Here is a 15,446-nt window from a genome sequence, read left to right as displayed (position 1 = left end):
CCCCGCCGACGGCATCGCCGCGTTCGCCGCCCCGGAGCTGGCCCGGACCGTGGACCGGCACCTGGAGGGCTCCGCCGGGGCCGACCGGGTGGACGAGGCGTTCGCCGCCGCGATGACCGGCCTGGGCCGGGCCGTCCACGACGTGTGCGCCGACCCGCTGTTCCGCCAGGCCGTCACCTGGCAGAACCCCGGCGTCCTCAGCTCTGTGGCCGGGGTGCTCCGCGACGGGCCCACGGCCCGGCGCAACGAGCGCCGCCGACGGCGGGAGGAGATCGTCGCCAAGTACTGGCAGCGCTACTGCACCAAGAACGACACGATCGGTTTCTTCGGCCCCATGAGCTGGTCGACGGTGGACAACGGCGGTCCACGGCTGGCGGTCCGGCACGGACCGGCGCTCGTCCGGGACGCGGCGGTGCACTTCGAGTGGTGGGCGCTCGACGCGCTGGCCGCCCACCTCGCCACCGACGACCGGCTCCGCCCCTGGCTGCCCGTGGCCCGCCAGCCGCAACTGCGCCTGGAGGGCCGCCGGCTGGTGTGGCCGAACCGGCCCGCGCAGGACCTGACGGCCGGCGCCGCCGCGCTGGTGGCCCGCTGCGACGGGCGCCGACGGGCCGGTGAGCTCGCGGCGGAGCTGACCGGGGCCGGTACGTTCCGCCGCGAGGCCGACGTGTACGCCCAGCTCGACGGGCTCACCGCCGCCGGGGCCCTCCGGTCAGGCTTCGACCTGCCGATGGACCTGGGGGCCGAACGGCTCCTGCGCGAGCTGCTGGAAGGCATCGGGGACACCGGGGCGCGGGCGTGGGCGCTGGAGACGATGGACCGGCTGTGCGGTGCCCGCGACACGGTGGCCGCCGCCACCGGACCGGACGAACTCGCCTCGGCCATGGCCGCGTTGGAGGAGACCTTCACGGCCGTCACCGGCCGGGACGCCCGGCGGCGGCCCGGCGAGACGTACGCGAGCCGCACCCTCTGCCACCTGGACACCGTCCGCGACCTGGACGTCACCATCGGCGGGGACGTGCTGGCCCGGATGGCCGGTCTGGCACCGCTGCTCCAGTCCGCGCGCTGGCTGACCGCCCGGATCGCGGAGGTGTACACGGCGGCGCTCACCGGGCTGTACCGCGAGCTGGCCGCCGACGCGGGCAGCCCCCATGTGCCCCTGCGCGAAATGTGGTTCATGGCCCAGGCACTCGTCTTCGGCGACGAACGGCCCGCCGACCCGGTGGTCGCGGACTTCCTGGACCGCTGGACGGAGGTGCTCGGACTGGCGGACGTCCCCCACGGGACCGCCGAACTCCGCTTCACCGCCGAGGAGCTCGGAGCCCGTACCGCCCGGGCGTTCCCCGCCGACCGGCCGGGCTGGTCCGAGGCGCGGGTGCACAGCCCCGACGTCCACCTCTGCGCCGCCGACGCCGACGCGCTGGCGCGTGGCGACTACACCCTCGTCCTCGGTGAACTGCACATCGCCTCCGCCGCGTTCGACACGCAGTTCTTCGCGCTCGGCCACCCCGAACCGCAGGCGCTGCGCGACGCCCTGGCCGCCGACCTCCCCGGCAGCCGGGTCCGCCTGCTGCTGCCGCACGACTGGCCCCGGCACTGCTCCCGCAACGCGTACTGGATGCACGGGCCGCACGATGTGGAACTGGGCTTCGCCCCGGCCCCCGGCGCGGACCCCGACCGGCTCGTACCGGTCACGGACCTGACCGTCGAGGACGGTCCGGACGGGCTCGTCGCCCGCACGGACGACGGACGGCGATGGCCGGTCCTGGAGGTCTTCGCGAACATGCTGGGCCTCCAGGCGTTCGACACCTGGAAGCTGGCCGGGGCGGGCGGCCACACCCCCCGGATCACGGTCGACGACCTCGTACTCGTACGCCGCACCTGGCGCACCACGGTCGGCGCGGGCGGACTGGCCGACGTCACCGGCGAGCAGCAGCGGTATGTGGCGGCCCGCCGCTGGCGGCTGGCGGCGGACATGCCCGAGCAGGTGTACGTCCGGGTCGCCACCGACATCAAGCCGCAGTTCGTCGACTTCACCAGCCCGGTGTACGTACGCCTGCTCTGCACCATGCTGCGCGCGGCCCGGACGAAGGGCGGCGACGACGTCGAGGTGATCGTCACGGAGGCGCTGCCCACGGCCGAGCACGCGTGGCTGGCGGACGGGGAGGGGCGGCGGTACTCCTCCGAGCTCCGGCTCCAGATCATCGACCCGGAGCCGTCCGGCCGGGGCTGACGCCGGTCGGGGGTGGGGGTGGGGCGGCCCGGGGCAGAAGTGCCCCGGGCCGCCCCACCCTCTCCTCAGCTCGGACGCGGCAGGACCGGAATCGTCATGCCCCCCGGAGCGGCGGGCGGGGGCGGCGTCGGACGCTCCGGCCGGTCCGCTGCGTCCCGCTCCTGCGCGTCCCGTTCCCGCAGTTCCGCGATGCGCGCGGCCATGCCCGCGATCGTGGGGGCGTCGAACAGCGTCCGTATCGGCATCCGCACCCCCGTCGCCCTGCGGATCTGCGCGACCAGCTGCACGGCCACGAGCGAGTTCCCGCCCAGCTCGAAGAAGTCGTCGTCCTCCGAGAGGTCCTGCTCACCGAGGACCGCCGACCAGATCCGGCCGATGACCGCCACCAGGTCGTCACCGTCCGCCGCGTCCGCGCCGGACGGGCCGGAGCTGCCCGGCAGGCCGGAGGCGGCGGTCGCGGCGGCCGGTTCGACGCTCTCGCCGCGCAGCACGGCAAGGGCCCGCTCGGCCCGTTCGGCGCTGCCGCGCAGCATGCCGTCGTACCGCCCGGGCGCGATCAGCACATGGGCCGCGGGGGTCGCGGCCACCACGCGGTGGAGCGCCTCCAGGCCGTCGGCGGGCAGGATCGCCCAGGGGTCCGCCGGACCGGTGTCCTGCGTCACCGGCTCCGGCGGCGCAGCGACGGCCGCGCGGGACGCCTCCGGCCGGACGATGCGCAGCATGAAGTCGCCGACCGTGACGAGCGGCCGTCCGGCGGCGTCGGTGACGGTGAAGTCCCAGGAGATGACCGAGGCGTCGTCGGCGTGGGCGCCGTCGCGCGACCGGTAGACCCACACCGCCGTGTCGAGCGGGGCGTGGACGCGTACGCGGCCGTAGCCGATCGGCAGCCGGCTGCCGCCGCCGCCCGGCCCGAGCGGCATGGTCGCCACGTCCAGCAGCACCGGATGCAGCGGCCAGCCCAGGCCGTCCGCCCCGGCCGGGGCCAGGCGCACGATCTCCTCGTCGTCACCGATCCACGCCTCGCGCAGACAGCGCCAGCGCGGACCGAACGTCAGGACCGGGTTCTCGTCGAGCCGGGAGTTGAAGAGGTCGGCCGCCCGCTCCACCGCCACGCACCGCTCGCGGACCGCGACGGTGTCGACCGGCGCGGCGGGTTCCGGCCGCACCCAGGCGGCACGGCCCCGGGTGTGGGAGCGCAGGGTGCCGTCGCGCACGGTGGACAGGGCGAACTCCGTCCCGTCGGCGTCCGCCCACAGGGCGACCCGTACCTCCGTCCGGGTGCCGTCCGGGGCGGTGACCGGTTCGGTGAACGCGATGTCGGTCAGCTCCAGTTCGCTGTCCTCGTCCGGTGCGGGCCGCCAGGCGGCCACCGCCGCGCGGACGAGTTCGAGCTGCCCGGTGCCGGGCATGACGGGCACTCCGCCGATGCGGTGCTCGTCGAGCAGCCAGTGCTGTTCGGCCGAGATGACGCCCCGGCAGTACGCGGGCGAGCCGTCGGAGGCCGGTACCAGCTCGGTCAGCACCGGGTGGGCGACCGGTACGCCGCCGGAGGCCGTCGGCCGCTCCAGGAACGCGCGCGCGGTGGAGCGGGCGGCCATCCCGATCCGCGCCCAGGCGCCCCAGCCCAGCGACGACACCGGGGCCGACCAGCCGTGCGCCGAGGCGGCGTAGGCGTCCAGGAAGGCGTTGGCGCCGATGTAGTCCGTGTCCCCGATACCACCGACCACCGAGGACAGCGAGGAGAAGAGGACCACGGTGTCCAGGGGAAGGTCCCCGAACACGGCCTCCAGGGCCAGCGTTCCGGCCATCTTCGGGGCGAGCACCGCGCGCGCCACGTCGAGCGGCTTGACCTCCAGCATCCCGTCGCCCGGCAGCCCCGCCGCGTGGATGACACCGTCCAGCCGCCCGAAACGCTCCAGGAGCTCCGCGCGGACCCGCCGCAGGGCCGCCGGGTCGCACACGTCGGCGGCCACCGTCAGCACCTCCGCACCCGCCGCCTCCATTCGCTCCACCGCCGCGACCGCCGTGCCCGCGCGGCCGGAGGTGGAGCGCAGCGCGTCCCACCGGTCCCTCGGCGGCAGCCCGGAGCGGCCGAGCAGGACGAGCCGGGCCCGGAAGCGGCTCGCCAGCTCCTCCGCCACCGCCAGGCCGAGGCCGTCGTAGCCGCCGGTGACCAGGTAGACCCCGCCGGTCCGCCACGGCCCGTCCCCGGCCTCCGGCAGCGGGGCCCGGTCGAAGCCGCGCACCCAGAGCCTGCCGCCGCGCAGGGCGAGCGGCCGGTCCCGGTCGGGGCCGGGGTCGCGCCACAGCGCCGCGACCGCCTGCTCCGCGCCCCGGGCCGACAGGGCCTGCCCGGCGTCCAGGTCGAGGTGGCGGGCGGTGACGGCGGGCAGCTCCCGGTTGACGGCGAGCACGGCCCCGGCCACGGTCGCGTGCTCGGGGTGCCGGGCGTCGCCCCCGACGACGTCGTGCACCCCGGCGGTGACCACATCGAGGTGGACGGGGAGGTCGGCGGCCTCGGCGGCGAGCGCCCGGGCCAGGCAGACGAGGCTGAGATAGCCGCGCTCCTGGGCCGCCCAGGCCGCCGCCACGGGCTCCTCACCGGCTGCGGGGGCCAACGGCCAGGCGTGCACGATCCGTACGCCCTCGGCCCCGGTGAGAACCCCGTCGGTCTTCAGGGCCCGTACGAGCGCCAGATAGTCGTCCGGATCGGCGGGGCGCACGGTGTGCGTGCCCGCCCCGTCGTGGGCGTAGCCGCTGCCGGGGCGTACGCGGGTCACCGCCGTACCGCCCCGGGTCAGAGCGGCGTACAGCCCGTCCCCGCCGCCGTGGCCGTCGGAGCCGCCCTCGGGGTCGAAGAGCACGCAGGCGGGGGCCGGCCGGGCACCGGGCGTGGGGGCCAGCCGCCGCCACACCGGCACCTGGAACCACTCGGCGGGTTCGGCCGGAACCAGGTCGGCGGCGTCGGCGGCGATAGTGTCCCCAGCCGTCGCGGCCACGGCCTGCGGCGGATCGGGCTCGATCCAGCAGCGGACCCTCTCGTACGGGTAGACGGGCAGCGGCACCCGGGCCGCCCGCTGCCCGAACGCCTCCGGGTCCAGCGGGAATCCACGGGTCCACAGCGTCCCGGCGGCCGTGTAGCAGACGGCCGCGCCGTCGGCGGACTCGGCCGACCCGGGCAGGCTCGGCAGCACCAGCGCGTCGCGCCCGGTCTGCATCCGCACCAGTCCGGCGAGCTGACGGCCCGGCCCGCACTCCACGAACGCCCACGCGCCCCCGGCCAGCAGGGTGGCGACGCACTCCCCGAAGAGGACGGTGGAGCGCAGGTGCCGCGACCAGTACGCCGGGTCGGCGGCGTCTTCTTCGGTGAACCACGTACCCGTCACATTGGACAGGAAGGGCAGTTGCGGGGCCCGCCGCTCCACCGAGGCCACGGCGGCGGTGAACTCGGCGAGCACCGGCTCCATCATCGCGGAGTGGAAGGCGTGCGAGGTGCGCAGCTCACGGCTGCGGTGGCCGTCCGCCTTCAGCTCCGCCGCGAACGCCTCGACCGCCTCGGGCGGACCGGCCACCACGCACACGCCCGGCCCGTTCACGGTGGCCACCGACAGGGCGGCGGGCAGCCGGGGCGCCACCTCGTCCGCCCCCAGCTGCACGGCGAGCATCGCACCGGCCGGCAGGGCGTCCATCAGCCGCCCGCGCAGCGCCACCAGCCGCAGCGCGTCGGGCAGTTCGAAGACCCCGGCCAGGGTGGCGGCGACGTACTCCCCGATGGAGTGGCCGGCCATCGCGTCGGGGGAGTGGCCCCACGAGCGCCAGAGCACGGCGAGCGCGTACTCCACGGTGAACAGCGCCGGCTGGGTGTACCGGGTGCGGCGCAACTTCTCGTCGGCAGCCTCCTGTTCGGCCCGCGCCGCCTCCGCGTCCGGGCCGCCGCCGTCGGCGAACAGCAACTCTCTTATGTCCAGGCCCAGTTCCGGTACGAGAAGGGCGGCGCAGGCGTCGACGGCGTCCCGGAAGACGGGCTCGGTGCGGTAGAGCTCCGCCCCCATGCCCGCGTACTGGGAGCCCTGCCCGGAGAACAGCCAGGCCAGCTGCGGGCGTTGGCGGGCCGCCTCCCCGGTCGGCCGGCGTTTGCCCGCCCGGAGCGCGGCCACCGCGCTCGCGGTGTCGGTGGCGACGACCGCCGTACGGTGCCGGTGCTCGCGGCGGCCGGTCCGCAGGGTGTGCGCCACGTCGGCGAGAGCCAGTCCGGGCCGGTCGGCCAGGTGCGCGGCGAGTTCGTCCACAGCGGTCGCCAGGGCCTCGGGGGTCCGCGCGGACAATTGCAGCAGATGCGCGGACCGCTCCGACGGGGTGCCCGCCGGGACCGGCGGCGCCTCCTCCAGGATGACGTGCGCGTTGGTGCCGCCGATGCCGAACGAGCTGACCCCGGCCCGGCGCGGGGTGCCGTCGGTGTCCCACTTGGCCAGGGTGGCGTTGACGTAGAACGGGCCGCTGTCGAAGTCGATGGCCGGGTTGGGCGACTCGTAGCCGACGCTGGCCGGGATCATCCGGTGGCGCAGCGACAGCGCCGCCTTGATCAGCCCGGCGGCCCCCGCCGCCTGGCTCAGGTGGCCCATGTTGGACTTGAGGGAGCTCAGCCCGCACCAGCCCCGGTCGCCGGTCCCGCGCCCGTACGCCTGCGAGAGCGCCCGCACCTCGATCGGGTCGCCGAGACCGGTGGCCGTGCCGTGCGCCTCGACATAGCCCACCGTCCGGGGGTCGACCCCGGCCACGGAGAGCGCCGTCGTCACCGCCGCGGCCTGCCCCTCCACGCTGGGCGCGGTGAACCCCACCTTGTCGGCGCCGTCGTTGTTGACCGCGCTGCCCCGGATCACCGCGTGCACGTGATCGCCGTCCGCCAGGGCGTCGGAGAGCCGCTTGAGCAGCACCATGGCGCCCCCGGAGGCCCAGACGGTGCCCGTCGCGGCGGCGTCGAACGGGCGGCAGCGGCCGTCCTCGGACTCGACCCCGCCCTCGGTGTGCCGGTAGCCGTGGTGGAGCGGCAGCTCGATGGAGGCGCCGCCCGCCAGCGCGAGATCGCACTCGCCGCCGCGCAGCGACTCGCACGCGGTGTGCACGGCGACCAGTGAGGTGGAGCAGGCCGTGTGCACGCTGATGCTCGGCCCGCGCAGGTCGAGGTGGTACGAGGTGGTGGTCGTGACGTAGTCCGCCAGGTTGGCGTTGGACAGGGCCATCGACCCGTCCAGGGCGTCGAGCACGGCACGGTTGCCGCCGAGGTGCCGGTAGAAGTACCGGGTCGGCCCCACCCCGCCCCAGACGCCGATGTCCCCCTCGAAGCGCTTCGGGTCGTAACCGCCGTGCTCCAGCGCGGTGTTCGCCAGCTCCATGAAGAGCCGGATCTGCGGATCGGCGAGCTCCGCCTCACGGCGGGTCATGCCGAAGAAACCGGGGTCGAACGACTCGGGGTGGTCCAGGGCGGACACCACGGGTACGTACGACGGGTCGTCGGCTGTCTCCGGCGGCACCCCGGCGGCGAGCAGCTCGGCACGCGACAGGGTCCGGGTCGACACGACACCGTCGACCAGGTTGCGCCACAGGGCGTCCACGTCGGCCGCGCCGGGCAGCCTGCAGGCCATGCCCACGATCGCGATCGGTTCGATGTCGTCGGCGCCGCCGAGGACGTCGTGAGCGCCGCCGGGAGAGTCGTACGGGGTCGTCATGTTTCTGCCTCTTCGGGTTCGGAAGCCGGGCGGTGCGGTGTCAGTCGGTGCCGCGTCGGCGGGCGGCGCGGGAGGGGGTACGGCGGCGGCGTGCCAGCGCACGGTCGGTGCCCCGGTCCGCACCGGCCGTCGGGGCGACGCCGTCGAGATGGGCGGCGAAGGCGCGGACGTTCGGGTGGTGGAACAGGTCCACGACCCGCAGCGGCCGTCCGAGCACGTCCTCGAGCCGCTGCCGCACGGCGACGAGCAGCAGTGACGTTCCGCCGACGTCGAAGAAGTTGTCGGTGGCCCTGATGTCGTCGCGCCCCAGGACCTGCCGCCACACGGACAGGACGGCCGCCTCGCTGCCGCCTCCGGGGACGGCGGGCTGTTGCGGGGCGGCCGGGGCGGGGGCGGGACCGGCGGCCGTGCCCTTCAGCAGATCGGCGTACGGGCCGAGGCCGGTCTCCCCGGCCGGACGGTCCGGCGCGTCGAGGAAGGCGTTCAGCAGGTGGACATAGGCGGCGAGGAGCCGCTCCGCGCGGGCGGCCGTGAACAGATCGGTGCTGTGGACGAGCTCGATCCGGTAACGGCCCGCGGACTCGGTGGCGTACACGGTCAGGTCGAACGGCGCCCCGGGCACGGGCACGGGCTCCGCCGTGACACCGAGACCGGGCATTTCCAGCCGTGGCTGCGGGAAGTTGTAGGCGTTGAACAGCACCTGGACCAGCGGCTGGCGGGACGGATCGCGGGGCAGCCGCAACTCCTCCACCAGGCGTTCGACCGGTGCCTCGGGGTGGGCCAGGGCGTCCAGCAGCTCATCGCGGGCCCCCAGCAGCTGCGCCCGGAAGCTCCGGTCGGCGGCCGGGCGCAGCCGCAGCGGCACCACCTCGATGAAGAAGCCCACGAGATCCAGGAACGCGGGGTGCCGCCGGTCCACGGCGGGCGTGCCGATGACCACGTCCTCGCGTCCGGCGAGCAGTCCGGCGAGCCGGCCGAGCACGGCCAGCAGCACCGCCGACGGCGTCGCCCCGCACTCCCGGGCCAGCGCGTGCACCGCCGCCGTGGTCTCCGTACCGAGCAGCGTCTCCACGCGCCCGCCCCGGAAGGACTGTTCGGCCGGGCGGGGATGGTCGGCGGGCAGCTCCAGCACGGGCGGTACGCCGTCCAGATGCCCCCGCCACCAGGCCAGATCACTCGCGGCGCGGCGCTCGGCCCGGTCCGCCCGCCAGGCCACGTAGTCCGCGAACGAGGCCGCGACGGGCGGCAGCGGAGCGGTGCGGCGCGCGTAGGCCGTGCCCAGGTCGTGCAGGAACAGCCCCTGCGACCAGCCGTCGAACACGGCGTGGTGGGCGGTGACCGCGAGGACGTGCTCGTCCTCGCCGACCCGCAGCAGCCGGGCCCGCCAGAGCCGGTCGGCGGCCAGGTCGAAGGGGGCTCCGGCGGCCTGCGCGAGCTGCGCCTCCAGAGCGCGGGCGCGCTCCGTGGGCGGCAGCGCCGTCAGATCGGTGACGGGCAGCGGGATCTCACCGGGCGGGTCGACGACCACCGTCGGCACACCGTCGGCGGTCGGTATCCGCCAGCGCAGCACCTCGTGCCGCCGGGCGACCTCGGCCAGCGCGGACCGCAGCGCCTCCCCGTCCAGTGGGCCGCGCAGCCGCCGCGCCAGCGCGATGTTGTGCGCGCCGCTCCGTGTGGTGAGCTGGTCGAGGAACCACAGCCGCCGCTGCGCCGCCGACAGTGCCGGCGGGTTGCCGAGCGTCAGCTCCTGGCCGGTCGGCGGGGCGGCGGCCAGGACGGCGGCGATGCCGTCGACCGTACGGCTGCGCAGGACGTCCTCGATCCGCACGTCCCGGTCCAGATCGGACCGTAACCGGGCGACCAGCCGCATCGCGCCGAGGGAGTGCCCGCCCGCGTCGAAGAAGGTGTCGTCGCCGGAGCGCACCGGCACCCCGAGGACATCGGCCCAGGCCCGGGCGAGGACGGCCGCCTCCTCACCGTCCGGCTGCCAGCCGCCGCCGGTCCCGGGGTTGTCGGCCGGTGCCGCCAGGGCGTGCAGTGCCGCCCGGTCGGTCTTGCCGGAGGCGGTACGGGGCAGGGTGCCGAGCCGGACGAAGCGCGCGGGCACCAGGGCGGCGGGCAGCACCCGGCGGCAGTGCTCGCGCAGGACCGCGTCCGACGGGGTCTGTGAGGGTGCCTGCGAGGACGTCTCCGACGGCGGCGCCTGCGACGGGGCCTGCGAGGGCGTCAGGAACGCCGTCAGCAGGGGGCCCGCCGGAGCCGGGACCAGATCGACGACCGCCTGGCGGACCCCGGGATGAGAGGTCAGGACGGCCTCCACCTCCCCGGGCTCGACCCGGTGGCCCCGGACCTTGAGCTGCCGGTCGGCACGGCCGAGGTAGCGCAGGGTCCCGTCGGCCTCCCGGGCCGCCAGGTCACCGGTGCGGTAGAGCCGCCCGCCCGACCCGGAGAAGGGGTCGGCGACGAACTGCCGCGCGGTCGCACCGGGCCGCCCCAGATACCCCCGGGCCGGTCCGGCACCCCCGATCCACAGCTCGCCCGCCACACCCACGGGCGTCCGGTGCAGCGCCGCGTCCACCACGTACACCCGGAGGTTCGGCAGCGGACGCCCGATCGGCACCGGCCGGGTCCAGTCGCCGACGGCATCGTGGGCGGTGGCCTCGACGGTGGTCTCGGTGGGGCCGTAGGCGTTGATGAAACGCACCCCGGGCGCGTCGGCGGTACCGGCCCAGCGCCGCACCTGATCGGGCGCGACCGGCTCGGCGGTGGCCACGAGCACCCGCAGCGCGGCGAAGTCGGCCGGGTCCAGCAGCGGCAGCATCGACACGGGCGGGGCGGCCCAGGTGACGCCGTGCTCCGCGGCGAAGCGGCCGAGCCGCTCCGGGGACCGTCGGTCGGCCTCCGGCACCAGGGCGACGGTGCCGCCGACGGCCAGCGTGGTGAAGACCTCCAGGACGCTCACGTCGAAGCCGAACGAGGCGGTGGCCAGGGCGACCGTGTCCGTACCGATCCCGAGGCGGTGCGCGGCGGCGGTGAGGAACGCCGTCACATTGCGATGGGTGACGACCACGCCTTTGGGGGCACCGGTCGAGCCGGAGGTGTACATCACGTACGCGGAGTTGTCCGGGGACAGGGCATCCGGGAGCAGCGCGTCGAGGTTCGAGTGGTGGCCCTGGGACGGTTCGTGCGGTTCGTGCGGCGCGACCGCCGCGACCGGCCCCTCGGCCGGTGCGGTCACGAACAGCCGGTCCGGCGCGGCGTCGGCGAGCAGCGCGCGCCCCTCGCCGTCGACGACCACGAGCTCCGCCCCGGCGTCGTCGAGAACGGCCAGCAGCCGGTCACGCGGGTGCGTCGGGTCCAGCGGCACATAGGCGCCGCCCGCGAGCAGGACGCCCAGCATCGCCGCGACAGTGTGCGGCCCCCGTCGGCCGCACACCCCGACCGCGACCTCCGGCCCCACGCCGAGATCGCGCAGCGTCCGGGCGAAACGACCGGCGGAGGCGGTCAGTTCGGCGTAGGTGACCGCGTGGCGGCCCTGGCGTACGGCGATCGCGCCGGGGTTCCGCCGCGCCGCCGCCAGGACGGCATGCCCCACGGTCGGCGCGGCCGCCGGGAGCGGCTCCCCCCTGCCCAGGCTCCCGGACACGTTGCCCAGGCTCCCGGACACGTTGCCCAGGCTCCCGGGCACGCTGCTCCGGCTCTCGGGCGCGGCCTCAGTCATCGGTGCCCCCTGCGGCATGCGGAGGGACGAGCGGATCACGGAACTGGAGGCGCAACTCCGAGCAGTAGGTACGGCCGGAGGCGTCCGGCACCCAGGTCTCCTCGGGGAGCGGCAGCGCCTCCGTGACCACCACCTCGACGTCGGGCCCTCCGTCCTGCTGGGCGCGGCGGGCCATGGACGCGAGCGAGTTCATCAGCGCCGGGCTGGTCAGATCCGCGTACGTGGGCTTGATCTCGGTGCCCAGACGGATGAACACCCGGTCCGGCAGGCCGAGTTCAGCGGCCCAGCGCCGGGCCGCGAGATACCGCGCGGCATAGCCCTTGGCCGTGGCCAGACCCGTCGCCCCCACCGTGGAGCGCCAGGTCTCGCGCTCCACGACGAGCCGGTCGATCGACACCCGGGGTGTATGCGGTCCGGCCGTGGCCAGCTTGAACGCGTCCGCCGTGTGCATGGACAGGAAGTCGGCGAACACCTCCAGCAGCGGCCACTCCTGCCCGTCGGCGTGGCGCGCCACCAGGTCGCCGTCCCGCTCGGTCACCGTCATCGCGGTGACCGGGAGCAGCCGGGAGTGCTCGGCGCCGTGGGCCGGGGCGTAGCCGAGCTGCCAGTGGTCCGGCGACCACAGCAGATCGGCGACCCGGGCGGTCATCCGGGGGAAGTCCTCCGGCAGCAGCACCTGCACCCGGCCCATCCCGAGATCCCGGTCGATCGCGGACCGCAGGGAGCGCGGCCGGGGATGGGCCCAGCTGAACACCCCGGTGCACAGGGTCAGATATGCCGCGTGCAGCTCCCCGAGCACCACCGTGTACTCCCCGGCGGCCAGGCTCTCCAGGCTGGGTGCGGAGATCTGGAGGTCCGGGCTGTGGATACGGGCGGTGGACCAGCCGGGCCCCGGTGCGTCGAACAGTTCGGCGGCCCTGGCGGCCAGCTCCGAGGAGCGCAGCCGTACGTGGCGGACGCCCGGCGCCGGTTCCGTACCGCCGGTCAACTCGGCCCAGCGTTCGGCGAAGGCGGCCACGACGTCGTCGACGGGCCTCCTGCCGGAGCCGAAGAACAGGCCGTTGGCGAGATAGCGCAGATCGCCCAACGGGACGTCACGGGTGCCGAGTTCGGCGCTCAGATCGGCGTGGACCTCCCGCAGCGCCCGCCGGTACGCCGACGCCAGGGTGTGGCTGAGCCAGCGCGCGGCCGTGAGGAGTACGTCGAGGGCGGGGGCCAGCTCCGCCAGCAGCGGGCGGCCGAACGACAGCTCCAGGTCGCGCATGGAGTCCTCGTGGCACAGCGTGCGTCCCGCGTACGTCTCTCCGGCCCTGCGACGGCTGTCGTGCCCGGTCAGCTCGGTGAACACCTCGTCCAGCCGGACCGTCGCGGCGCGCAGGGCGGCCGGATCGCCCGCCGCCGCGGCCACCTCCGCACGGGCGGCGTCCAGCCGGCCGAACTCCTCCCGGGCGGCCTCGCGTACGGAGGGCTCCGCGATCGCGTCGATGCCCGCGCGCAGGGCCGGTTCGGCGGTCAGGTTCAGCGGCAGGTCGATGCCCCAGCGCAGCACACCGCGCTCGGTGAGGCGCTCCAGCAGCATGAACCCGTCCGCTTCGCGGCGGACGGGGTTGCCGCGGTCCGCGACGAGTTCGGCCACCAGGGCGGCGGCCGGGCGCGGCCCCGCCAGCAGGCCGAGGAGCGCCGCCTCGGCGGGGGAGAGCGCGGCGGGCGGGGTCACCGGCCGGTGCAACTTCCCATCATGTACGGAGAGATGAGGCTGGAGTGCGACGGGCAGGTACGGCCGGAAGAGCGGATCGGCGGCCAGCCGGTCCGCGAACGCCGCCAGGGCCCACCACTCCAGATACACCTGCCGCCCGGTGACCAGACCGGGCCCCGGCCGGGCCGTCACCACGGCGTCGTCGTCGGTCAGCCGGACCCAGCACACCGGGCCGAAGAAGCCGATGGTGTCGTTCTTGGCGCAGTAGCGCTGCCAGTAACGGGCCACCACCGCCTGCCTGCGGCGGGTCTTGCGGTCCGGGCGGGCATCGGGACCGGCCGCGCGCAGCCCGTCCAGGGACGCCAGCAGAACGGGGTTCTGCCAGGTGATCGCCTCACGGAAGAGCGGGTCGCCCGCTATCTCGTACAACTGGGCACCGGCGGCAGCGGCGGCCTTGTCGAAGGCCGCGCGGTAGCCGGACGCGTCGAGGTCTCCGGCGAGATGGGCCTCGGCGGCCGAAGCGGCGTCCGCCGACGCCAGCGCGCGCAGCCCCTCCGCCGGAAAACCCGTGGAGCGCAGGACACCCTCGCGCCACACTCGCCACTGGGTTCCGGGCAGTTCGGCCAACCCGATCGGCTGGTTGTCGGCACCTTCCCCGACCGGCGCGGACATCGGCGGCACACCCAACTCAAGCTCCCCCCGGAAAAGCCCACAGGCGTCGGGAGGTTCGCCCCCTGCACCATGCCCGCACCGGGGATTCCGGCCGGACAGGACTGACTTGATCTCGCACGGATTTGGGCATGCTAACCATGGGAATGACGCTTGGGAAGTGTTCGAGTATCTTGTTTTCGGGCCCCCACTAAGGCCGATGGGGCGTTAGTATCCAGCCGTGCCGATACCGACGATCACTTTTGCAACCATGCGAGCGCTCGAACGGGGCGCTCGGTCATGACGGCGCCCACGGTCCTGGTGATCGGCAGCGGTTCCCTGGCCTCCGCCGTCTGCGCGGCCCTGGCGACCGCGTCCGGCCCGCCGCTGCGGGTGGTCGTGGCGGCCCGGGGGGAAAGTGCCGTCCACCTATGCCGACTGGCCGGAACGCGCGCCGCGCTGGCCGGTCGGGCGGTCCGGTTCCGGCCCCGTACGACCGGACCGGACCTGCGGGCCGCATTGCCCGAGGTGATCCGGGGGGAGGCCCCGGACGGGGTGCTGCTGTGCGCCTCCCACCAGTCGCCGTGGGAGCGCCGGGCGGAGCCCTCCGCCTGGACCGCCCTCCTCGGACGCGGCGGCTTCGGCCTGACGCTCCCGTTGCAGGCGGACCTCGCCGTGGTGGCGGGCCGGGCGGCGGCCGCGTCCGGCTCCTGGTTCGTCAACGCTTGCTTCCCGGACGCGGTCAACCCGCTGCTGGCCGCGCTGCGGGTGCCGGTGCTGTGCGGCATCGGCAACGTCGCGCTGCTGGCCGCGAGCCTCCAGTCCGGCCTCGGCCTGCCCGACCAGCGGCGGCTGCGGGTGGTGGGCCACCATGTCCACCTGAACCCGCCGGGCCCGGCGGGCGAGGCCCTCGGCTGGCTGGACGACGAGCCGCTGGACGGCGTCACGGCGGCGCTGGCCGGTCAGCGCGCCTGCGACCGCCCGTCCCTCAACCAGGTGACCGGCCAGGCGGGGGCGATGGTGATCGACGCGCTGGCGAGCGGCTCGGAGCTGGACACCAGCCTGCCCGGGGTGGCCGGACTGCCCGGCGGCTACCCGGTACGGATCAGCGGCGGCCGCCTGACGCTCCGTCTGCCGACCGGCCTGAGCCCGGAGGAAGCGGTGGCCGCCAACCAGCGGTGGTCGCGGGCCGACGGGGTCGTCGTCGGCAACGGGCGGGTGAGGTTCGCCCCGGCCGCCGCGGCGGCCCTGGCGGAGGCCGAACCGGGCTGGGAGACCGAGGAGACCGAGGAGTTCGAGGCCGCGCGGACACCGGAGGTCTGCGCCCGGCTGCTGACGTTGCGTGAACGCCTGCGCCGGGCACCGGAGGGGCCGCCGGGCGGGCCGGAGGGGCCGTCAGGCGTACCGGCGGCGGGACCGGCG

4 protein-coding genes and 1 pseudogene are annotated in these 15,446 nt (G+C 75.5%); 2 read left to right on the top strand and 3 right to left on the bottom strand.

Features of this window, described 5'->3' with window-relative positions:
• Window positions 1-13: 13 nt before the first annotated feature.
• A complete protein-coding gene (locus B7C62_04545) occupies window positions 14-2,233 on the top strand; it encodes a lantibiotic dehydratase (protein ARF76985.1) in 2,220 nt (739 codons plus the stop codon).
• A gap of 65 nt (window positions 2,234-2,298) precedes the next feature.
• On the opposite strand, the gene B7C62_04540 is transcribed toward B7C62_04545, so the two are convergent.
• From B7C62_04540 to B7C62_04530, 3 genes are read right to left on the bottom strand one after another with little or no spacing between them, the layout of a single operon-like run.
• The gene (locus B7C62_04540; protein ARF76984.1) at window positions 2,299-7,959 is read right to left on the bottom strand and encodes a hypothetical protein; all 5,661 of its coding nucleotides are present in this window, start codon (window positions 7,957-7,959) and stop codon (window positions 2,299-2,301) included.
• A gap of 40 nt (window positions 7,960-7,999) precedes the next feature.
• Window positions 8,000-11,680 (bottom strand): hypothetical protein, encoded by a 3,681-nt coding sequence (locus tag B7C62_04535; GenBank protein ARF76983.1) that lies wholly within the window; start codon window positions 11,678-11,680, stop codon window positions 8,000-8,002.
• A complete protein-coding gene (locus B7C62_04530) occupies window positions 11,673-14,048 on the bottom strand; it encodes a hypothetical protein (protein ARF71603.1) in 2,376 nt (791 codons plus the stop codon). The genes B7C62_04535 and B7C62_04530 overlap by 8 nt, the downstream gene beginning before the upstream one ends.
• Before the next feature lie 276 nt (window positions 14,049-14,324).
• On the opposite strand from B7C62_04530, the pseudogene B7C62_04525 reads away from it, so the two are divergent.
• Window positions 14,325-15,380, top strand: a pseudogene (locus B7C62_04525) (hypothetical protein).
• Window positions 15,381-15,446 lie beyond the last annotated feature (66 nt).

The organism is Kitasatospora albolonga, assembly GCA_002082585.1.
Taxonomy (GTDB): Bacteria; Actinomycetota; Actinomycetes; order Streptomycetales; family Streptomycetaceae; genus Streptomyces; species Streptomyces stephensoniae.
This window is presented reverse-complemented; position numbering and strand designations above follow the sequence as displayed.

Bases quoted from the DNA above. Each gene is read 5' to 3' on its own strand.
- B7C62_04530 (ARF71603.1), bottom strand. From the start codon at position 14,048: ATGTCCGCGCCGGTCGGGGAAGGTGCCGACAACCAGCCGATCGGGTTG.
- B7C62_04535 (ARF76983.1), bottom strand. From the start codon at position 11,680: ATGACTGAGGCCGCGCCCGAGAGCCGGAGCAGCGTGCCCGGGAGCCTG.
- B7C62_04540 (ARF76984.1), bottom strand. From the start codon at position 7,959: ATGACGACCCCGTACGACTCTCCCGGCGGCGCTCACGACGTCCTCGGC.